The organism is Streptomyces sp. NPDC017520, from assembly GCF_044329855.1.
Classification (GTDB): Bacteria; Actinomycetota; Actinomycetes; order Streptomycetales; family Streptomycetaceae; genus Streptomyces.
In genome coordinates, this window is record NZ_JBIRKB010000006.1 from 300,327 (window position 1) to 319,307 (window position 18,981).

An 18,981-nucleotide genomic window follows, 5' to 3' on the forward strand; every position below is an offset into this window, starting at 1 on the left:
AGAGCATGAAGATCATCCTCACCCACGAGGTCTCCGGCCTCGGCACCGCCGGCGACGTCGTCGACGTCAAGGACGGGTACGCCCGTAACTACCTGGTTCCGCGTGGCTTCGCCATTCGCTGGACCAAGGGCGGCGAGAAGGACGTGGCGCAGATCCGCCGCGCCCGCAAGATCCACGAGATCGCGACGATCGAGCAGGCCAACGAGATCAAGGCCAAGCTCGAGGGCGTGAAGGTCCGTCTGGCTGTTCGCTCCGGCGACGCCGGTCGTCTCTTCGGCTCGGTCACCCCGGCCGACGTCGCTGCGGCGATCAAGGCTGCCGGTGGTCCCGACGTCGACAAGCGTCGCGTCGAGCTCGGCTCGCCGATCAAGACGCTCGGCGGACACCAGGTGTCCGTCCGTCTGCACCCCGAGGTCGCAGCGAAGCTCGGCGTCGAGGTCGTTGCTGCCTAAGGCAGAGCTCAGCTGAGTCAGTGAAGGGCCGCACCCCATGGGGTGCGGCCCTTTCTGTTTTCTGTGGTGCGTGGTGTTTCACGTGAAACCGGCCGCCTGTTTCACGTGAAACAGGCCGCGAAGCGTACGGATCAGCGCGTGGCTCCGGTGACGATCCACCGGCCCGACCGGGTACGCAGCCAGAGTGTGATGAGGCGGACGGCCATCATCAGCGTCATCGCCCACCAGAGCGCGGTGAGCCCGCCGCCGAGGGAGGGCACCAGGAGCGCGACGGGCGCGAAGACGGCGAGCGTCACCAGCATCGCCCAGGCGAGATAGCGTCCGTCGCCGGCTCCCATCAGGACGCCGTCCAGGACGAAGACCACGCCGGCGATCGGCTGGGAGACCGCCACGACCAGGAGCGCGGGGAGCAGGGTGTCCTTCACCGAGGGGTCGCTGGTGAAGAGCGGGATGAACAGAGGCCGGGCGAGCACGATCAGGACGCCGAGCACGATGCCGCAGCCGATACCCCACTCGACCATCCGGCGGCAGGCCTCGCGGGCGCCCTTCTCGTCGTTCGCCCCCAGATAGCGGCCGATGATCGCCTGCCCGGCGATGGCGATGGCGTCGAGCGCGAAGGCGGTCAGACTCCAGAGGGAGAGGATGATCTGGTGCGCGGCGATGTCGACGTCCCCGAGCCGGGCGGCGACGGCGGTGGCGATCATCAGGACGGCGCGCAGGGACAGGGTCCGGATCAGCAGAGGCACGCCGGCCCGTGCGCTGGCCCTGATGCCGGCCGCGTCGGGGCGCAGGGAGGCGTTGTGCCTTCGGGCTCCGCGGACCACCACGACGAGATAGGCGGCGGCCATACCGACCTGGGCGATCACCGTTCCCCAGGCGGAGCCGGCGATCCCGAGCCCGGCACCGTGGACGAGGGTCACGCTGAGAGCGGCGTTCACCGTGAAACCGCCGATGGCGACGTACAGCGGGGTGCGGGTGTCCTGGAGCCCGCGCAGTACACCGGTGGCGGCGAGCACGACGAGCATGGCCGGAATGCCGAGGATGGAGATCCTCAGGTAGGTGATGGCGTACGGAGCCGCGGTGTCGGAGGCACCGAAGACGTCGACGAGCCACGGGGCCGTCGGGACCGCGAGGGCGACGACGGCCGCTCCGAGCAGCAGGGCGAGCCAGATGCCGTCCATACCCTGGCGGATGGCGGCGGGGAGATCGCCCGCCCCCACGCGGCGGGCGACGGCAGCCGTGGTCGCGTAGGCGAGGAAGACGAAGATGCTCACGGCCGTCATCAGGAGGGCTGCGGCGATGCCGAGGCCGGCCAGTTGCGGGGTGCCGAGGTGGCCGACGACGGCGCTGTCGACCATCACGAACAGGGGCTCGGCGACGAGTGCGCCGAATGCCGGGACGGCAAGGGCGATGATCTCGCGGTCGTGCCGTCTGCGGCCGTTCTTCGGTGTCGCGGGGGCCTTCGTCATGAGGGTCAATCTAATCTTCCACAGGTAAGAGATGCAATTGGCCTACGGCCCTTACTTGTGGGCCGGTGGGGCCTTCCTTCCCGCGCCGTTTGCGGTGATCTTGAAATGAGGGCGAAAGTTTTTCTCCCCCACAGTCAGTGGACGGAGAACATGCAGGTCAGGACGGTCACGCCGCTACCGCTATGAGTTTGTCCACAGTGCTGTCCCCCGGTCCGTGCACAGGTTCGGCAGGGTTCTCCACAGCATCTGGTCCGTCGTCCACATGCCCTGTGGATAACCAGATTGGCTGACGGTGCGGAGGGGCCTACCGTGGTGCGGCGCCCGCACTCCGTTCCGGCACCGGACTCCACCGAACCAGATGCGCCGGAAGTGGAGTCGGGCGACCTGTTTGTCGGTGCTGTGCCGTAAGAAAGAGTGGCACGGCTAGGTCCGCGATGCGGACGGGAGGAGGCGGCCCGGTGAGCATTCCCGAGCCTTTGGACGACCCCTGGACCGAGACCGGTCCCGGGGACCGTCTGCCCGCCTCCCGCCGGCGTCGGGGGGACCGCAAGGGACGTGAGGACCGCCACGACCGCGGCTCGGACGAGGCCTGGGAAGGCGGCTCCCCCGGGTTCGAGCGGGTGCCGCCCCAGGATCTCGACGCCGAGCAGTCCGTTCTCGGCGGCATGCTGCTGTCCAAGGACGCCATCGCGGACGTCGTGGAGATCATCAAGGGGCACGACTTCTACCGCCCCGCCCACGAGACCGTCTACACGGCGATCCTCGACCTCTACGCCAAGGGCGAGCCGGCCGACCCGATCACGGTCGCCGCCGAGCTGGTCAAGCGCGGAGAGATCACCAAGGTCGGCGGAGCACCGTATCTGCACACCCTGGTGCAGTCCGTGCCCACCGCGGCCAACGCCTCGTACTACGCGGAGATCGTCCACGAGCGGGCGGTGCTCCGGCGGCTGGTCGAGGCGGGCACGAAGATCACGCAGATGGGATACGCGGCCGACGGGGACGTCGACGAGATCGTCAACTCCGCGCAGGCCGAGATCTACGCGGTCACCGAGCAGCGCACCAGTGAGGACTATCTGCCCCTCGGCGACATCATGGAGGGCGCGCTCGACGAGATCGAGGCCATCGGGTCGCGCAGCGGCGAGATGACCGGTGTGCCGACGGGCTTCACCGACCTCGACGCCTTGACGAACGGCATGCACCCCGGCCAGATGATCGTCATCGCGGCCCGCCCCGCCATGGGCAAGTCCACGCTGGCGCTGGACTTCGCGCGTGCCGCGTCGATCAAGAACAACCTGCCCAGCGTCATCTTCTCCCTCGAGATGGGGCGCAACGAGATCGCGATGCGTCTGCTGTCGGCCGAGGCACGGGTGGCCCTGCACCACATGCGGTCCGGCACCATGACGGACGAGGACTGGACGCGGCTCGCCCGCCGGATGCCCGAGGTCTCGGCCGCTCCGCTGTACATCGACGACTCCCCCAACCTGTCGATGATGGAGATCCGCGCGAAGTGCCGCCGGCTCAAGCAGCGCAACGACATCAAGCTCGTGATCATCGACTATCTACAGCTGATGCAGGCCGGTGGATCGAAGCGTTCCGAGAGCCGTCAGCAGGAGGTCTCGGACATGTCCCGAAACCTCAAGCTGCTGGCCAAGGAGCTGGAGGTCCCGGTGATCGCGCTCTCGCAGCTGAACCGTGGTCCCGAGCAGCGCACGGACAAGAAGCCGATGGTGTCCGACCTGCGTGAGTCCGGTTCCATCGAGCAGGACGCCGACATGGTCATCCTGCTCCACCGCGAGGACGCGTACGAGAAGGAGTCACCGCGCGCGGGCGAGGCGGACATCATCGTCGGCAAGCACCGTAACGGCCCGACGGCCACCATCACCGTGGCGTTCCAGGGCCACTACTCCCGTTTCGTGGACATGGCCCAGACCTGACGGACCGCTGTAGGTTCTCAAATCCAGTGTCCTGGCGCAGTGCCCCTAGCTGCGGGTCGACCACCAAGGCTGTCCCGGTTGCGGGATCCCAGCCCCTCCACGCGCGCCATCCGTCAGAAGCACCCGCACATTTCCGGTCAGTGGAGCCGCGACTGGCTCCCCAAGCAGGGGCGGCTGCCGAGTAAGCGGGAGAGAGCGTGGTCGGTGGATTGCTGCTTTTCTATGCTGGTGCACACGTTCACTCGTCGGGGGGCTCCGTTGCCAGCGGGATACCGCACCGCCAGCAGTCGTTCGCGTGGTCGTCCTGGCAGACATAGCCGATGGCACCATCCACGCACCATTCGGCGGCCTCCTCGGAAAGCAGGTCGGGCCCGGCGAGGAGCAGCCGACGAAATTCTGTGGTACTCGCAATGTCGGCCGGCCGGTTGGTGAACCACTCGTTGAACCAAGGCTTGTCCTGGTACATGCCCCAGTGCGCATTCTCGCGGTCGTCGACAGCCGTAAGGAACCGATCGACGATGCGCCCCCAACTCGGTGCTCCGAACCAGCCGTTGTCGGACGCACAGAAGGATTCGATCAGGGTTCGCAGGCCGAACTCCTTCTCGTGAAGGCAGTACCTTCGCCCCCATGAGATCGCGACCTGTGCCATCTCCGCGAGTTCTTCACGCGGATCAACCTCGTGCGCCGGGTCGTCAGGGTTGTGGCAGACCAGCCCGAGCTCGAGTACGGACTGCCCTGTCGGTAGAACCCGGGACGGGTTGACGATCGCGAGACCGAGACCGATCCAGTCGACATGGTCGAACGACAGCATCGAGCGCACGAGTCGGGTGGTTGCCGTGTTGATCCGCATCATTGTGCCGTCGTGGAGCGGACTCTTCCCGGCATGCCAGTTCTCGACGGGTGTGTTGCGCCACACGGCGAGCGTGATGCGGGTGGCAGCGAGCCACAGCAGGGCGTCGTCGTCGAGGTGCCCGAACCGCTTGGCACACTCCTGGGCGCCGTAGGTGATCAACTCTTCCGGTTTCGGCCACCTGTGGCTGTCGGGCCCTTCAGGCCCTTCAGGCGCGTACTCGTAGTCGCCGGCGTACTCGTCGAGTATCTCGCTCAACTCGGCTGCACTATAAGCCTCGCTGTACTCGGAGCCGTCCGGCCCCTCGACGGTGTACATGTCCTGGTCCCAGGAGACGTACACGTCGCCCCAGAGCACGACGTCATCGCACGCGCTGGCGTTGTCCGTCACAACCGGCCTGATGGTGATCGGGGCAGTACGCCCGTCGGTTCGCTCGCCGTCCTTCTCGGCGGCCCATGCGGTGATGACCCCGAGCGGCTTCGGAAGGAGAGGGCCGACCTCGGTGATGCTGAACGGCTCGTCGTCGTCATCGGTGTCGAACCGGCTGTTGACGAACGCGACCGCCTCGGAGGGCGTGCTGACGATGGACTGGGCGCCGCTCTCGTTGTCAACCACTCGCCACAACGGGCTGTTCTTCACGGTGCTCTCCGATCGCGGTGAGTGCACCCGGGGTGGGTGCGATGCGCCGGGTCGCTCGGCACTGACACCAACTTATGGTCTGATCAACCCATCCGTAGCCCCGAAGGTGCTTGTCGGCGATGACGTTCGGTACGTTCGCGTGCAACACGTTCGCGTGCAACCTGCCTTTCGCGACCGCGGCGACACAACAGAGTCCAACAGCGGAGGAGGCGAAGATGGTGCTGAACAAGAAGGGTTCCCGGCGCATAACCGTTGACGGGATCGAGTACCGCTGGCGGATCCGCAGGAAGCCCTCCCACATGCGGGGACTCTGCTGGACACCGATGACCCATGCAGTTGAAGCGGCCAGCGGCAGCCAGCCGGGCGCGACCTTGATCGTCACCAGCGGCCGGGCCCATCCCAGCAACTGGGTGGGCGCCGAGGCAGTGCCCATCCGCCCAGCCCACGTTGCTGCCAGCATCCGAGAAGCACGGGACCGAGGCTGGGAACCAACCGAGGCCGGATCTCCTGCCCAGCTCGACCGATCCGCAGGGTTCATCGCCCAGCCATGAGGCAGAGCGAACAAAAGCAGTCCGTATCGGTCGAGCTGCCGCAGAGGCTCCTGGCCTGGTTCGCCGAGCATGAGGAACGCCTGCAATCGTGCGGAATCACGGGTGCGGTCCAGCAGTCGCCCGAGGACGGCCGAACCAAGAACAGCACCTGGATGACGCTCGAAAACGATGACTTCGTCGCCGTGCTCATCGTCTGGAGCAGCGGGGAAGCCGAGCTTGAGTACGGGGACATGGCAGCAGGCCAGGTCCGACAACAGCACCGGGATCTCTGCACCTTCCAGGACCTCCTCGACGCCATCGAGGCCATCCACGAATGGATCCGCATAAAGGGCGAGCCGTCCGGGGAAGGGTGACCTCCGGCGAGTTTGAGAAAGCCTGGGCCGAGTTCCTTGACAGATGGCAACCTGACCCCGCCGACCTCGGTGTTCCGAGGGCTTCTTGGCATCATCGCGACATGACCCCGGCCTTTCCCCGCACCATCCGAGCCGTCGACACCGCTCAGCTGCTGGACCTGGCCCAGGAGGCCGCCATGCATGGCTTCAACCAGCGGCTCCCGGTCGACTGGCTACGAGAGCACCTCGCCGCAGAAGCGACGCACTACCTGTTCCCGACACTCGTGCAGCGGCTCACGCACCGTCCCGAGGTGCCGCTGCAGTGGAGGTGCCAGCAACTGCTGACCCTCAGCACCGGCGAGCAGATCTGGGGTCTCCTCGACGTCCTTCCCGACACCTTCGACAAGATCCCGGAGACCTTGGATACGGCGTCCAAGAAGGACATCGTCAACCGCATCGAGCAGGCAGTGAAGGTGCGGGAGTGGATGGAACGGACGGCCGCCGATGCAGGTTCATGAGGTCCGGGGCCGCCGGCTGGGCAGTCTGAGGAAATGCCATCGATCTGAGACAGCCGCTTGCCGACACGTCGTGAGAACTGGAGGGGGACGTCCAGGTCATAGCGTCGGCGCCTGACACCGAAAGTGAGAACCTACGCCCGCCCGCCCGCCCGCCCCCCCGCCTGCCGGGCGGGCGGCCTTCCGGACTTCAGGCGTCCGTCAGGGTGCGGGCGAGGAGGGGAAGCAGGCGGTCCCAGTGGCGTTGCAGTCCGGCCGGGTCGAAGGAGTCGGTGTCGGACATGGTGAAGCCGTGGACGGTGCCGGGGTAGATCTCGGAGGTGTAGCCGACGCCCGCGGTGTCCAGGAAGCCGTTGAGCTCGCCGAGCGCCTCCGGCGTGATGTCCGTCGCCGCGTGGCCGAAGTGGACCTCGGCGGTGAGACGGCGCAGGCTGTCGGGGCCGTCGGCGGAGACGGGGGCGTGGAACGCGGCGACGGCGGCCACCTGTCCGGGGCGGGCCGCGGCGGTACGGGTCGCCAGGAGGCCGCCGATGCAGTAACCGGTCACCGCGACCGGTCCGGCGTCCACCTCGGGCTGGGCCGAGAGGAACGTGAGGTAGGCGTCGGCGTCGCGCGCGACGCGTTCGGCGGTGTGGGCCTCGATCAAGGGCATCAGCCGGCCGATGAGCGCGGGCCGGTCCTTCTCTCCGATGTGATCGGGAAGATCGACGACCGGTGTCGGCCCGTTCCGGTAGAAGAAGTTGGGGACGAGCACGTAGTAACCGTGCCCGGCCAGTTCGCGGGCCATCTCCCGCAGTACGGGGCGGATGCCGAAGGCGTCCGCGTACATCAGCACCCCTGGATGCCGGTCGCCGTGTTCGGGGTGGGCGACGAAGGCATCGGCCAGGCCGTCCGCGGTGGGAATCTGCACGGTCTTGCTGGGAATGGCGGCTCTTCCTTCCTGGGAGTTCGCCCTCACGGTCAGGGCGTCACCGTTCATGGCGCTAGGCCCTGATCCGCCGGACACGCCCTCAACGTTGGTGACACTAGCGTTTTCGGAGTACGGACCCGGCACCCAGGCCGAACTGAGCAAGCGCTCCGGCACCCGCCGGAGCGACATGGTTGGCGTGCTCGACGAACTCGGGGAGCGCGGGATCGTCGAGCGGGCGCCCGATCCCGCGGACCGGCGCCGCAACGTCATCACGATTTCCACACGGGGCCGCCGGCGCCTGAGCCTCCTGGGCGAGACCCTGGACGTCCTGGAGGGCGAACTGCTCGCACTGCTGAGCCCGTCCGAACGCGACCAGCTCGTTCCGGGCTGCCCGTCCGAACGCGACCAGCTCGTTCCGCGCTCGACGGGGCGTCCTTTGGGACGGCGCGGAAGTTCCCCGGGCACGCCACGTTGAATGATCATGCGTTCGGATGCATACTCTTACTATGTCTAAGGTCCTCACCTCCCTGCCCATCGGCGAGCGTGTCGGCATCGCCTTCTCCGGCGGTCTCGACACCTCGGTAGCCGTCGCGTGGATGCGCGACAAGGGTGCCGTCCCGTGCACCTACACCGCCGACATCGGCCAGTACGACGAGCCCGACATCGCCTCGGTGCCCGGGCGCGCGGCGACGTACGGTGCCGAGATCGCCCGCCTGGTCGACTGCCGTGCGGCGCTGGTCGAGGAGGGGCTGGCCGCGCTCACCTGTGGCGCGTTCCATATCCGGTCGGGTGGGCGCGCCTACTTCAACACCACGCCGCTCGGCCGTGCCGTCACGGGCACCCTGCTGGTCCGGGCGATGCTGGAGGACGACGTACAGATCTGGGGCGACGGGTCGACGTTCAAGGGCAACGACATCGAGCGGTTCTACCGCTACGGGCTGCTCGCCAACCCTCATCTGCGGATCTACAAGCCTTGGCTGGACGCGGACTTCGTTTCCGAGCTCGGCGGCCGCAAGGAGATGTCGGAGTGGCTGATCGCCCACGAGCTGCCCTACCGCGACAGCAGCGAGAAGGCGTACTCCACCGATGCCAACATCTGGGGCGCCACCCATGAGGCCAAGACTCTGGAGCACCTCGACGCCGGCATCGAGACCGTGGAGCCGATCATGGGCGTGCGGTTCTGGGATCCCACGGTGGAGATCGCTGCCGAGACCGTGACGATCGGCTTCGACCAGGGCCGCCCGGTGACGATCAACGGCAAGGAGTTCGCCACCCCGGTCGACCTGGTGATGGAGGCGAACGCCATCGGTGGACGGCACGGTATGGGCATGTCCGACCAGATCGAGAACCGGGTGATCGAGGCCAAGAGCCGCGGCATCTACGAGGCACCCGGGATGGCGCTGCTGCACGTGGTGTACGAGCGGCTGGTCAACGCGATCCACAACGAGGACACCCTGGACAACTACTACAACGAGGGGCGGCGGCTCGGCCGGCTGATGTACGAGGGCCGCTGGCTCGACCCGCAGGCGCTGATGATCCGCGAGTCGCTGCAGCGCTGGGTGGGCACGGCGGTCACCGGGGAGGTGACGCTGAGGCTGCGGCGTGGTGACGACTACTCGATCCTGGACACCGACGGACCGGCGTTCAGCTACCACCCGGACAAGCTGTCGATGGAGCGCACCGAGGACTCTGCCTTCGGTCCGGTGGACCGGATCGGCCAGCTCACGATGCGCAACCTCGACATCGCCGACTCGCGTGCCAAGCTTGAGCAGTACGCCGGCCTCGGCATGGTCGGATCGACCCATCCCGCCCTCATCGGCGCTGCTCAGGCGGCATCCACCGGGCTGATCGGCGCGATGCCGCAGGGCGGCGCCGAGGTCATCGCCTCACGCGGCAGGGTGTCCGGTGGCGACGAGATGCTCGACCACGCCGCGATGGAGTTCGGCACCGACTGACCGAAAGCGTCATCCGTGCTGGTCCGGGCCGCGGCTCCGTGAAAACGGGTCGTCAGGGGGCTGCCCGTCGGGTAGGGGTTGGACCATGACTTCTATCGGCGAAGACCTGCTTCCCAGTACCCGACGCGCCCTGCTGCACCGCATCGCCGTCGCCCAGCGGGACGGCCGCGCGCCGTCTCTCGTGGCCGCGGTGCGGCGGCAGGGGCGTACGGCCTGGAGCGGGGCGCGTACGTGCGTCGAAGGGCATGCTCCCGACGCCGATACGCAGTACCGGATCGGTTCGATCACCAAGACGTTCACCGCCGTTCTGGTTCTGCGGCTGCGGGACGAGGGCTTGATCGACCTGGACGATCCCCTGGAGAAGCACCTCCCCGGCACGGGGGCGGGCGGGGTGACCGTCTTTCAGCTGCTGGGCCACAGCGCGGGTCTGGGCGCCGAAACACCCGCCCCCTGGTGGGAGCGGACGCCGGGCGGCCTGCGGCCCGAGCTCGCCGACGTGCTGGGCGACCGGCCGCAGAGGCATCCGGCCGGTCATCGCCATCACTACTCCAACCCTGGTTACACCTTGCTCGGTGCACTGGTGGAAGCGGTGCGTGGCGTCTCCTGGGAGGAGGCGCTGCGCCGCGAGATCCTGGAGCCGCTGGGTATGCACCGCACGTCGAGCGAGCCCGTGGCTCCGCACGCGGGCGGCTGGGCCGTCCACCCCTGGGCCGATGTCATGCTGAGCGAACCCGCCGAGGACCTCGGGATCATGGCGCCCGCCGGTCAGCTCTGGTCCACCGCGGCGGACCTGCTGCGGTTCGCTGCCTTCCTGACCGAGGGCGACGACCGGGTTCTGTCGGCCTCCTCCGTGCAGGAGATGCGGACGCCCGCCGCACCGGCAGAGACGGGTGGCAGCGGTTATGGTCTCGGACTCCAGATCGTGGGGGGCGAAGAGCGCGTGCTCTTCGGGCATTCGGGATCGCTCCCCGGGTTCGTCGCCGGCCTCTGGGTCAGCGAGGAGGATGACGTGGCCGCGGTCGTTCTCGCCAACGTCACCTCCGGGCTGCCCGCCGCGATGGTGGCCGCCGAACTTCTGGGGATCGTGGCCGAGGCCGAGCCGCGGATCCCGGAGCCCTGGCGCCCGCTGCCCGAGGTGGACGACGAGCTGCTCGCGCTGACCGGGATCTGGCACTGGGGCACCCACCCGGTCACGCTGAGGCTCACGGGGGACCGGGGCCTGCAGCTCACTCCGCTGGGCGGCACGGGACGAGGCGCGGCCTTCACGTACCGCCCGGACGGCACCTGGACGGGCCAGAACGACTACTACGCGGGGGAGACCCTGCGCGTCGTACGCAAGGACGACGGCTCGGTGGACCACCTCGACCTCGGCTCGTTCGTCTTCACCCGGGAGCCGTACGAGGCGGGCGCGGCCGTGCCCGGCGGCGTGGACGCGGAGGGCTGGCGCGGGCTCGCCGACTGAGCTTCCGGCCGGGTAACGGGTGGGTGTTTCACGTGAAACACCCACCCGCGTTCATGTGAAACACCCGCCCCCGTTTCGTGTGAAACACCCACCCCGTCACATGCGAACGCCCACCCCGTCACATGCGAACACCCACCCGCGTTTCACGTGAAACGCCCACCCGTCCGCGCTCGTCAGAGCGCCAGCTTGAAGCCCACATGGCTGGCGGTGAAGCCCAGCCGCTCGTAGAAGCGGTGCGCGTCCTCGCGGGTGACGTCCGAGGTCAGCTGCACCAACTGGCAGTTCTGGCGGCGGGATTCGTCCACCGCCCACTGGATGAGCTGGGTGCCGAGGCCGCTGCCGCGTTCGTCGGCGTGGATGCGGACCCCCTCGATGATCGAGCGGGTCGCGCCGCGGCGGGACAGCCCCGGGACGACGGTCAGTTGCAGCGTGCCGACGACCCGGTCCTCGCGAACGGCGACGACCACGTACTGGTTCGGGTCGTCGGCCAGCCGCTGGAAGGCCCTCTGGTAGGGGGCGAGGTCGTCCGGTGACTCGCGCTGCGCGCCCAGAGGGTCGTCGGCGAGCATGGCGACCACCGCGGGCAGGTCGTCCGGGACGGCGGGTCGTATGGCGAGATCACTCATGATCGGCATCCTAGGACGGCCCCGGGGGATGGAGCGCCGGTCAGGCTCGGTCAGACCGGGACCTTGAGCTCTTCGACGGCCCTGACCAGAGCGGCGAGCTCAGGGTTCTCGGCCGCCTCGTCCAGTGCCGCCCGCAGCGCGTTGTCGTTCGTCGGCCGGGCGGCCTCCAGCAGCGTGAGCCCGGCCTCGGTGACGTCGGTGTAGATGCCGCGGCGGTCGGTGTCGCACAGATAGCGGGTCAGCAGCCCCCGGTCCTCGAGCCGGGTGACGAGCCGGGTGGTGGCGCTCTGGCTGAGGACCACGGCGTCGGCGACCTGCTTCATCTGGAGATGTCCGCCGATGCCGTTGTGCTGCCTGCTCAACACGTCGAGCAGGGAGTACTCGCGGGCGCTGAGTCCGTGGCCGGCCTGGAGGGCCCGCTCGATCCGGGCCTCGATCTTCCCGTGAAGCAGGGAGAGCGCGCACCAGCTCTGGGCGATGGCGGTCAGGGCGGGGTCGGTCGCTGTCATGTCTCTCTCCTCCGGGCGGGAGCTGCGTGACTCCAGGATAGGGGACGTCTGCAATAGCCCGCGCTTGCAATTAGCCAGCGTCTGCAATTATTGTGGACGCCTGTAAGGCGCAGACGCAATCTCCAGGAAAGGTGAAACCCATGCCGCTCGCGCTCCTCGCCCTCGCCATCGGGGCATTCGGGATCGGAACGACCGAGTTCGTGATCATGGGGTTGCTCCCCGAGGTCGCCGGTGACTTCCAGGTCTCGATCCCGACCGCGGGCTTCCTGGTGACCGGCTACGCGCTCGGTGTGGTCCTCGGCGCCCCGCTGATGACGCTGCTCGGCACGCGTGTCACCCGCAAGCGCATGCTGATGCTCCTCATGGGGCTCTTCATCGTCGGCAACGTGGTGTCCGCGCTCGCCCCCGTCTTCGGAGTCATGCTCGCCGGACGGGTGATCGCCTCCCTCGCGCACGGTGCCTTCTTCGGCATCGGCTCGGTGGTCGCGGCCGATCTGGTCGCCCCGCAGAAGAAGGCCGGGGCCATCGCCATGATGTTCACCGGGCTCACCGTCGCCAACGTTGTCGGCGTTCCGCTGGGCACCTTCATCGGACAGACCGCGGGCTGGCGGACCACGTTCCTCCTGGTCGCCGTTCTGGGCATCGTGGGGCTGCTCGGCGTCGCGAAGCTCGTACCGGACCAGCCCGGGCCGGAAGGCGTGCGCATCCGCCACGAGCTGGCCGCGTTCCGCAATGTCCAGGTCCTGCTGGCCATGGCCATGACCGTCCTGGGCTTCGGCGGAGTCTTCGCCGCGATCACGTACATCACCCCGATGATGACCGGGGTCACCGGCTACTCGGCCTCGTCCGTCACCTGGCTGCTCGTTCTCTTCGGCCTCGGCATGGTGGGGGGCAACCTGATCGGCGGCCGGTTCGCCGACCGCCACCTGATGCCCATGCTGTACGTCTCGCTCGGCTCGCTCGCCGTGGTGCTCGGCCTGTTCACCGTGACCGCCCACAACAAGATCGCCGCGGCCGTCACCATCGTTCTGATCGGCGCCCTGGGCTTCGCGACCGTGCCGCCGCTGCAGAAGCGGGTCCTCGACCAGGCGGCGGGTGCGCCGACGCTGGCCTCCGCGGTCAACATCGGGGCGTTCAACCTCGGCAACGCCCTCTCCGCCTGGCTCGGCGGTCTCGTGATCGCGGCCGGTCTCGGCTACACCGCCCCCAACTGGGTCGGTGCCGCGCTCGCCGCGTCGGCCCTGGTCCTGGCGGTGTTCTCCAGCCTGCTGGAGCGTCGGGAGACCGGCAAGGGCCGGATCGTCGACGGGAGCGGCGCTGAGCCGGCCGTCGCGGCAGCGGCCCGGCACTGATCCGCCCCCTCCCCGGGGAGACACATCGCGGAGCAGCCGCGCCGTCCTCGTCGCGGTGCGGCCGCTTCGCGTCAGCCCGTCGCGAGGGTGAGCGGGGCGAACCTGCGGGCGACATCGCCGGGCAGGTCCGTGATGTTGTAGGTCATCACGGTGGTCCGGGTGAGGGGCTCCAACCCGCGCTCCACCAGCCAGCCGAGCAACTCCTTGTGCGCGGCGTGGACGTCGGTGCGCAGTGGCCGGTCCGTCGTGGCGGCCAGGGCCGTGACCAGGGCCTGCGCGGTGGCCGTGTCCCGGGCGATCAGCGGCCCGACCACCTCGGCCTGCCCGCTCGGCCAGAGCGCCGCGTAGCCGATCAGCTCGCCGTGCTCCTCGGCGACCTGGAGCCGGTCGGAGAAGGCGGGCAGCCGGGCGAGCAGATGCGTCCGGTCGGCGCCGAACACGGGGGCGTCGAGCCGGACCAACGCCCGCAGGTCGTCCGCCGCCGCAGGGCGGGTGGTCACGGACGGGTGAGAGACCGAGGGGGAGGGGGAGCGGTCGGGGCCACCCGCTTCGAAACGGCCGCCGACGCGTTGGGCCCGGCCCACGGGGGAGAAGCCGAGGTCCTCGTAGAGCGGCTGCCCCTGTTCGGTGGCGTACAGGACGAGCGGGGTGTCCCCCACGGCTTCCATCACGTGGCGCATGAGCCGGCGGGCGAGCCCCCGACGTCCGTACCGGTCGGCGACGAGCAGCATGCCGACCGCCGTGAGGCCGGATCCGTAGGGCATGGTCAGGCAGGTCCCCGCCAGGCCCTTGCCGTCCGGGGCATCGATCCCGTATCCGGCGCCGGCCGAGAGAAGCAGCCCCCACCGGTGTTCGTCGCGCGGCCAGCCGCGGTCCTCGCAGAGATCGGCGCACGGGACCAGGTCTCCCCGGTTCAGGCGCCGGATGGGCAACTCGACGAGGGAGAGGGGTGATGGGCTGTGCATGGGGTCAGGCTGTCCGACGGGATGATCGCGCGTCCACCGATTTCGCGGAACTGGCCGAGATCCGCAGCCGCCTGCCGCGCCGGGGAAGTCCCCAGGGCGCGGTGATGCCGAGCGTCAGCAGGCCGACGGTCAGGCCGAGCCGGCTGACGGAGACGGAGGCATGGGTGACGAGGATGTCTCGGTGTACGGGCGCTTGAGTGGTTTCACGTGAAACACGATGCCGAGAGGGGTTCCCCGGGGCGTCTGGCAGCGGAGTGCCCATGGGTACTCGCTGGCGAGTACGCGCCCCGGCGGGGCCGGGGTGCGTGCCCGCCGCGGGGGGTGTCAGCCCAGGTCGGGCGGTGTCAGCCCAGGTCGGGGGCGTGCATCGCCCGTACGCCTTCGATGTTGCCGTCGAGGTAGTGCCGCAGGGACAGCGGAACGAGGTGCACGGCCGCGATCCCGACCCGGCTGAACGGCACCCGGACGATCTCGTACTCCCCGGTGGGCTCGTCGATCTCCGGGCCGTGCCGCAGGGAGACGTCCATCGACGCCAGTCGGCAGACGAAGAAGTGCTGGACCTTCACTCCCGTCACGCCGCCGTCCGCGATGTGTTCCACGGTGTCGACGAAGCACGGGACCACGTCGACGATCTTGGCGCCCAGTTCCTCGTCGACCTCCCGGTGCAGTGCTTCGACGACGGTGGCGTCCTCCGGCTCGACCCCGCCGCCAGGGGTGAGCCAGTACGGATCGACTCCCGGCTTCGTGCGCTTGATCAGGATGAGGTCGTCACCGTCGAGCAGGACGGCGCGTGCGGTGCGCTTGACCACAGGACGTTCGGTCATGGCAAGAGAGTGGCCCGTGCAGGACCGTCTGAAACTCCCCCGGCCTACCGGACCGCCGTGTTCAGCGCCTGTTCGACGTCGGCGAGCAGGTCCTCGGGGTCCTCCGCGCCGACCGAGAAGCGGATGAAGCCCTCCGCGACGGCATCGCCGCCCCAGCGTCCGCGGCGCTCCGCGGTGGACCGGACGCCGCCGAAGCTCGTCGCGTCGTCGACCAGGCGCAGCGCGGAGAGGAAGCGCTCCGCGGTCTCCCGGTCGGCCAGCTCGAAGGAGACCACGGATCCGAAGCGCCGCATCTGGCGCGCCGCGACGACGTGTGACGGGTCGGTGGGCAGTCCCGGATACCGCAGCCCTGTGACCTCCGCACGCTTCGTCAGCGCCTCGGCGAGAGCGAGAGCGGTGGTGCACTGCCGGTCGATGCGCAGGTGGAGGGTGGCCAGCGAGCGGTGCGCCAGCCAGGCCTCCATCGGCCCCGGAATCGCCCCGACGACCTTGCGCCAGCGCCGTACGTCCGCCGTCAGCCGGGGATCGCGGCAGGTCACGTGGCCGAGCAGGATGTCGCCGTGCCCGGTCATGCCCTTGGTGTCGCTGGCGACCGAGAAATCGGCGCCCAGCTCCAGCGGGCGCTGGCCGATCGGGGTGGCCAGGGTGTTGTCGACGGCGACCAGAGCGCCCGCCGCGTGCGCGGCCTCGACCAGCCGCCGGATGTCGCAGACGTCCAGCCCCGGGTTGGACGGGCTCTCGATCCAGAGCAGCTTCGCCCCGGACAGCAGGGCCGACTGGGCGTCGCCACCGGTCGGCGCGGTCCGGACCTCGACCCCGTACGCCTCCAGTTGCTCCCGTACGAGCGGCAGTGCCTGGTAGCCGTCGTCGGGCAGGACCACGGCGTCGCCCGAACGGGCCTGGGAGAGCAGTACGGCGGTGATCGCCGCCATGCCCGAGGCGAACACGGTCGTGCCCACCTCCTCACCGGGAGCCTCCAGCTCGCCGATGGCCCGCTCCAGGTGGGTCCAGGTCGGGTTGGTCTCCCGGCCGTAGGTGTAGGGACCCACCGGTTCGCCGGAGAGGTGGAAGTGCGCGGCGAAGACCGGGCCGGGCAGGGTGGGACCGAACTGCTCCGGTTCGGGAAGCCCGGCGCGTACCGCGCGCGTTCCGTCGCCCATAGTGCTCATGCCTGCTCCTTCGCTGCTCTCCCGGTGGTGGACCGGTGTGTCCCCCGCACTCTTCCAGAGGCCCCCGGAGCAGCCTTCCCCGGAGGTCCGGAATCCCGAATACCGGAATCAGTTCTCGTCGGGATACCGGAATCAGTTCTCGTCGGGCAGGACGACGTTGAGCGCCCAGGACACGACCGAGATGATCAGTCCGCCGAGCACCGCCGTCCAGAACCCCTCGACGTGGAAGCTGAGATCGAACACACCGGCCAGCCAGGAGGTCAGCATCAGCATCAGGGCGTTGACCACCAGGGTGATCAGTCCCAGCGTCAGGATGAACAACGGGAACGTCAGCAGCTGGACCACCGGCTTCACCAGGAAGTTCACCAGGCCGAAGATCAGCGCGACCAGGATCAGGGTGAGGGTCTTGCGGCCCGTGCTGCCACCCTCCAGCGTGATGTCGCCGATGAGCCAGATGGCAACGGCCAGCGCACCCGCGTTGGCGATCGTCTTGACTACGAAATTCTTCATGTGTCTGATCGTGGCAGACATGATCGGTGGCGGACACCGGCAGCGCGAGCACAGCCGACAGCGTGAGTACAAGGGGCGGGACGGGCCATGAAGGCATTCAGACTGGACGAGCTGGAGGCGGAGCGGGCCGCCAACGACGGCGCCTACCTGCAGTTCGTGCGGGAACGCAATATGTCGGTCGGCCTGTACGCCCTGGACGCGGGAGAGCTCGATCCGCAGCAGCCGCACCAGCAGGACGAGGTCTACTTCGTCGTCAGCGGGCGGGCGTCGATCACGGTGGGGACGGAGACGACGCAGGTCGGCAGGGGAAGCGTCGTCTACGTGCCCGCGGGCGTGGCCCACAAGTTCCACCACATCACCGAGGATCTACGGGTGATGGTCGTCTTCTCGCCGCCCGAGGGCTGATTCACGCCGCCCGAGAGGTGAGCTTCCATGCCGGGATCCGACGTGCCCGCCCCAGGGATCCCTAGGGGCTCGATCAGGGGTCTTCAAGGGCTGCCCGCCCCCCGCAGGAGGCCTTCGCGCCTTTAGCATCGAGGCAAGGACCCAGAGAGACGAGGTAGAGGCGATGGCCGTGCGGGAGATATTCGCGGGAATGCCCTGGTGGGTGAAGTGGATCGCGGTGCCCGTCATTGCGATCTTCGTGTTCGGCGGGCTGATCGCCAGCGTCGTCGGCTTCGTGATCAGCCTGCTCTTCAAGGCGCTGGTCTTCGTCGTCGTGGTCGGCGGGCTGATCTTCGTCGTCCGTAAGTTCATGTCGTCGTCGCCCTCGCGTGGTGACTGGTAGTACCCGGAACGCGGGTCGGTACGGGGGCGGTCCGGCCCGCTCGTCCCGGGTCCGCAGGACGAGGTGAGGTCAGCGCCGGCGCGGGATTAGCCCAGCAGAGCTAAGTCCCGGAAGAAACCACCCGTCTGCCGTAGGCGGCCGATACAGTGACAAACCACTGCCGCCATCCGGAATGTGACCTTCCGTCACCATATCGATCGCCTGATCGGTCCTGGGTACGACAGTCCGGTCGTTGGCCTTCGATCGTCGGCGCCCGGACCGGTCCTCGCCGGTCGCGGGCCGGATCTCCGGTCCTCGGGATCGCGGCAGGCCCGTGGGGGCGGCCCCCACGGGAGGGCCGACGGCCCGTCACCATGCCTGGGGGTGGCCCTTGTCCACGGCATCTAGCACCGCTGTGCCGACGTTGATCGGTTCGGTTCAGCGGGCGTTGAGGCTGCTGGAGGCTGTGGGCACCCATCGGGACGGGGCGCCCGCCAAGCAACTGGCACGTGAGGCGGGGCTTCCGCTCCCGACCGCGTACCACCTGCTGCGCACCCTCACCCATGAGGGCTATCTCCGCCGCGAGAACGGTGTCTTCCTCTTCGGCGCGGCCGCCGAGAACCTGACCGTCGCCCCCGGGGTCCGGAACCGCCCGCGCCCCGCCTCCGTCGCCGATTCCCTCGGCCGCTGGCGGGATGTCATCGGAGCCCCGGTGTACTGCGCCGTCTACTGCGACGGCGAGATCGATCTCATCGCGGTCGCGGACGCCCCCGACACCCCGGCCGTGGAGGAGTGGGCCTCGTTCCGGGAAACCGCCCACGCGCACGCCATCGGCCAGTGTCTGCTCGCCCAACTCGACGAGCGAGCCCGCGAGGACCATCTGGACCGGCACCCCGTGCGCCCTCTCACCCGTTACTCAGTGCGAGATCGCGCCACGCTTCTGGAACGGCTGCGCACCCTCCGACGAGGTGAACCGGTCATCGAACGCCAGGAGTACGCACTGGGGACCGTGTGCGCCGCGATTCCCGTCACGGCCGGTGCCACGATTGCGGCGATGGCCATTTCCTTACCTCTGGACCGAGAAGATCGGTTGCTCCCCGCAGTCGAACAGCTACGTGGCGAAGTATCCAGCCTCTTGCGTTCGCTCGTGTTCTCTATCAGTATCTGAAAAATCACTCCTTGTGATCTGCT

At 68.7% G+C, this 18,981-nt stretch carries 21 protein-coding genes; 12 read left to right on the forward strand and 9 right to left on the reverse strand.

What is annotated here, in order from left to right; all coding sequences use genetic code 11:
* The first annotated feature begins 5 nt into the window (after positions 1–5).
* Positions 6–452 (forward strand): 50S ribosomal protein L9, encoded by a 447-nt coding sequence (rplI, locus tag ACH4KB_RS17120; RefSeq protein WP_003967856.1) that lies wholly within the window; start codon positions 6–8, stop codon positions 450–452.
* Positions 453–583: 131 nt separating this feature from the next.
* Here rplI and ACH4KB_RS17125 read toward each other — a convergent pair whose 3' ends face one another.
* Entirely contained in the window at positions 584–1,921 is a 1,338-nt protein-coding gene (locus ACH4KB_RS17125) for an MATE family efflux transporter (protein ID WP_398066743.1), read from the reverse strand.
* A gap of 458 nt (positions 1,922–2,379) precedes the next feature.
* Here ACH4KB_RS17125 and dnaB point away from each other — a divergent pair, with 458 nt between their 5' ends.
* Complete coding sequence (gene dnaB, locus ACH4KB_RS17130; protein ID WP_398066744.1) at positions 2,380–3,855, forward strand: replicative DNA helicase; 1,476 nt, start codon at positions 2,380–2,382, stop codon at positions 3,853–3,855.
* Between the two features lie 238 nt (positions 3,856–4,093).
* Here the strand turns inward: dnaB and ACH4KB_RS17135 are convergent, their stop codons facing one another.
* Positions 4,094–5,344 carry a hypothetical protein gene (locus ACH4KB_RS17135; RefSeq protein ID WP_398066745.1) on the reverse strand — a complete coding sequence of 417 codons (1,251 nt, stop codon included), beginning with the start codon at positions 5,342–5,344 and terminating at the stop codon, positions 4,094–4,096.
* A 119-nt stretch (positions 5,345–5,463) separates the two neighbouring features.
* Here ACH4KB_RS17135 and ACH4KB_RS17140 point away from each other — a divergent pair, with 119 nt between their 5' ends.
* The 3 genes from ACH4KB_RS17140 to ACH4KB_RS17150 all read left to right on the forward strand — a co-directional run bounded on the left by ACH4KB_RS17140 (position 5,464) and on the right by ACH4KB_RS17150 (position 6,745).
* Complete coding sequence (locus ACH4KB_RS17140) at positions 5,464–5,895, forward strand: hypothetical protein (protein ID WP_398066746.1); 432 nt, start codon at positions 5,464–5,466, stop codon at positions 5,893–5,895.
* Positions 5,892–6,248 carry a hypothetical protein gene (locus tag ACH4KB_RS17145; RefSeq protein ID WP_398066747.1) on the forward strand — a complete coding sequence of 119 codons (357 nt, stop codon included), beginning with the start codon at positions 5,892–5,894 and terminating at the stop codon, positions 6,246–6,248. The genes ACH4KB_RS17140 and ACH4KB_RS17145 overlap by 4 nt, the downstream gene beginning before the upstream one ends.
* Positions 6,249–6,349: 101 nt before the next feature.
* Entirely contained in the window at positions 6,350–6,745 is a 396-nt protein-coding gene (locus tag ACH4KB_RS17150; protein WP_398066748.1) for a hypothetical protein, read from the forward strand.
* A 187-nt stretch (positions 6,746–6,932) separates the two neighbouring features.
* Here the strand turns inward: ACH4KB_RS17150 and ACH4KB_RS17155 are convergent, their stop codons facing one another.
* On the reverse strand, positions 6,933–7,667 hold the full coding sequence (locus ACH4KB_RS17155) for a dienelactone hydrolase family protein (RefSeq protein WP_398066893.1): 735 nt from the start codon (positions 7,665–7,667) through the stop codon (positions 6,933–6,935).
* Between the two features lie 94 nt (positions 7,668–7,761).
* On the opposite strand from ACH4KB_RS17155, the gene ACH4KB_RS17160 reads away from it, so the two are divergent.
* From ACH4KB_RS17160 to ACH4KB_RS17170, 3 genes are all read left to right on the forward strand, one after another.
* Positions 7,762–8,127, forward strand: a complete 366-nt coding sequence (locus tag ACH4KB_RS17160; protein WP_398066749.1) for a MarR family winged helix-turn-helix transcriptional regulator — start codon at positions 7,762–7,764, stop codon at positions 8,125–8,127.
* 31 nt (positions 8,128–8,158) lie between these two features.
* Positions 8,159–9,607 carry an argininosuccinate synthase gene (argG, locus tag ACH4KB_RS17165; protein WP_398066750.1) on the forward strand — a complete coding sequence of 483 codons (1,449 nt, stop codon included), beginning with the start codon at positions 8,159–8,161 and terminating at the stop codon, positions 9,605–9,607.
* Positions 9,608–9,692: 85 nt separating this feature from the next.
* Positions 9,693–11,069 carry a serine hydrolase domain-containing protein gene (locus ACH4KB_RS17170; protein ID WP_398066751.1) on the forward strand — a complete coding sequence of 459 codons (1,377 nt, stop codon included), beginning with the start codon at positions 9,693–9,695 and terminating at the stop codon, positions 11,067–11,069.
* Between the two features lie 173 nt (positions 11,070–11,242).
* On the opposite strand, the gene ACH4KB_RS17175 is transcribed toward ACH4KB_RS17170, so the two are convergent.
* Positions 11,243–11,695: a GNAT family N-acetyltransferase gene (locus ACH4KB_RS17175; RefSeq protein WP_398066752.1), complete on the reverse strand. Its 453-nt coding sequence runs from the start codon at positions 11,693–11,695 to the stop codon at positions 11,243–11,245.
* A 50-nt stretch (positions 11,696–11,745) separates the two neighbouring features.
* Complete coding sequence (locus tag ACH4KB_RS17180; protein WP_398066753.1) at positions 11,746–12,204, reverse strand: MarR family winged helix-turn-helix transcriptional regulator; 459 nt, start codon at positions 12,202–12,204, stop codon at positions 11,746–11,748.
* Between the two features lie 140 nt (positions 12,205–12,344).
* Between ACH4KB_RS17180 and ACH4KB_RS17185 the strand changes: the two genes are divergently transcribed.
* The gene (locus ACH4KB_RS17185; RefSeq protein WP_398066754.1) at positions 12,345–13,556 is read left to right on the forward strand and encodes an MFS transporter; all 1,212 of its coding nucleotides are present in this window, start codon (positions 12,345–12,347) and stop codon (positions 13,554–13,556) included.
* Positions 13,557–13,627: 71 nt separating this feature from the next.
* Here ACH4KB_RS17185 and ACH4KB_RS17190 read toward each other — a convergent pair whose 3' ends face one another.
* The 4 genes from ACH4KB_RS17190 to ACH4KB_RS17205 all read right to left on the reverse strand — a co-directional run bounded on the left by ACH4KB_RS17190 (position 13,628) and on the right by ACH4KB_RS17205 (position 17,024).
* A complete protein-coding gene (locus ACH4KB_RS17190) occupies positions 13,628–14,521 on the reverse strand; it encodes a GNAT family N-acetyltransferase (RefSeq protein ID WP_398066755.1) in 894 nt (297 codons plus the stop codon).
* A gap of 344 nt (positions 14,522–14,865) precedes the next feature.
* The gene (locus tag ACH4KB_RS17195) at positions 14,866–15,345 is read right to left on the reverse strand and encodes an NUDIX domain-containing protein (RefSeq protein ID WP_003967847.1); all 480 of its coding nucleotides are present in this window, start codon (positions 15,343–15,345) and stop codon (positions 14,866–14,868) included.
* 44 nt (positions 15,346–15,389) lie between these two features.
* Positions 15,390–16,514, reverse strand: a complete 1,125-nt coding sequence (locus ACH4KB_RS17200; RefSeq protein WP_398066756.1) for a cystathionine gamma-lyase — start codon at positions 16,512–16,514, stop codon at positions 15,390–15,392.
* Between the two features lie 132 nt (positions 16,515–16,646).
* Positions 16,647–17,024, reverse strand: a complete 378-nt coding sequence (locus tag ACH4KB_RS17205; RefSeq protein ID WP_398066757.1) for a phage holin family protein — start codon at positions 17,022–17,024, stop codon at positions 16,647–16,649.
* Positions 17,025–17,111: 87 nt separating this feature from the next.
* On the opposite strand from ACH4KB_RS17205, the gene ACH4KB_RS17210 reads away from it, so the two are divergent.
* The 3 genes from ACH4KB_RS17210 to ACH4KB_RS17220 all read left to right on the forward strand — a co-directional run bounded on the left by ACH4KB_RS17210 (position 17,112) and on the right by ACH4KB_RS17220 (position 18,958).
* On the forward strand, positions 17,112–17,429 hold the full coding sequence (locus ACH4KB_RS17210) for a cupin domain-containing protein (protein WP_069743704.1): 318 nt from the start codon (positions 17,112–17,114) through the stop codon (positions 17,427–17,429).
* A 169-nt stretch (positions 17,430–17,598) separates the two neighbouring features.
* Positions 17,599–17,811: a DUF5326 family protein gene (locus ACH4KB_RS17215; protein ID WP_361873254.1), complete on the forward strand. Its 213-nt coding sequence runs from the start codon at positions 17,599–17,601 to the stop codon at positions 17,809–17,811.
* Between the two features lie 370 nt (positions 17,812–18,181).
* Positions 18,182–18,958 carry an IclR family transcriptional regulator gene (locus tag ACH4KB_RS17220; RefSeq protein ID WP_398066758.1) on the forward strand — a complete coding sequence of 259 codons (777 nt, stop codon included), beginning with the start codon at positions 18,182–18,184 and terminating at the stop codon, positions 18,956–18,958.
* The last annotated feature ends 23 nt before the right edge of the window (positions 18,959–18,981 follow it).

Coding starts and splice junctions, on each gene's coding strand:
- rplI (WP_003967856.1), top strand. CDS start 6: ATGAAGATCATCCTCACCCACGAGGTCTCCGGCCTCGGCACCGCCGGC.
- ACH4KB_RS17125 (WP_398066743.1), bottom strand. CDS start 1,921: ATGACGAAGGCCCCCGCGACACCGAAGAACGGCCGCAGACGGCACGAC.
- ACH4KB_RS17140 (WP_398066746.1), top strand. CDS start 5,464: ATGACGTTCGGTACGTTCGCGTGCAACACGTTCGCGTGCAACCTGCCT.
- ACH4KB_RS17145 (WP_398066747.1), top strand. CDS start 5,892: ATGAGGCAGAGCGAACAAAAGCAGTCCGTATCGGTCGAGCTGCCGCAG.
- ACH4KB_RS17150 (WP_398066748.1), top strand. CDS start 6,350: ATGACCCCGGCCTTTCCCCGCACCATCCGAGCCGTCGACACCGCTCAG.
- argG (WP_398066750.1), top strand. CDS start 8,159: ATGTCTAAGGTCCTCACCTCCCTGCCCATCGGCGAGCGTGTCGGCATC.
- ACH4KB_RS17170 (WP_398066751.1), top strand. CDS start 9,693: ATGACTTCTATCGGCGAAGACCTGCTTCCCAGTACCCGACGCGCCCTG.
- ACH4KB_RS17175 (WP_398066752.1), bottom strand. CDS start 11,695: ATGAGTGATCTCGCCATACGACCCGCCGTCCCGGACGACCTGCCCGCG.
- ACH4KB_RS17180 (WP_398066753.1), bottom strand. CDS start 12,204: ATGACAGCGACCGACCCCGCCCTGACCGCCATCGCCCAGAGCTGGTGC.
- ACH4KB_RS17185 (WP_398066754.1), top strand. CDS start 12,345: ATGCCGCTCGCGCTCCTCGCCCTCGCCATCGGGGCATTCGGGATCGGA.
- ACH4KB_RS17190 (WP_398066755.1), bottom strand. CDS start 14,521: ATGCACAGCCCATCACCCCTCTCCCTCGTCGAGTTGCCCATCCGGCGC.
- ACH4KB_RS17195 (WP_003967847.1), bottom strand. CDS start 15,345: ATGACCGAACGTCCTGTGGTCAAGCGCACCGCACGCGCCGTCCTGCTC.
- ACH4KB_RS17200 (WP_398066756.1), bottom strand. CDS start 16,514: ATGAGCACTATGGGCGACGGAACGCGCGCGGTACGCGCCGGGCTTCCC.
- ACH4KB_RS17205 (WP_398066757.1), bottom strand. CDS start 17,024: ATGAAGAATTTCGTAGTCAAGACGATCGCCAACGCGGGTGCGCTGGCC.
- ACH4KB_RS17210 (WP_069743704.1), top strand. CDS start 17,112: ATGAAGGCATTCAGACTGGACGAGCTGGAGGCGGAGCGGGCCGCCAAC.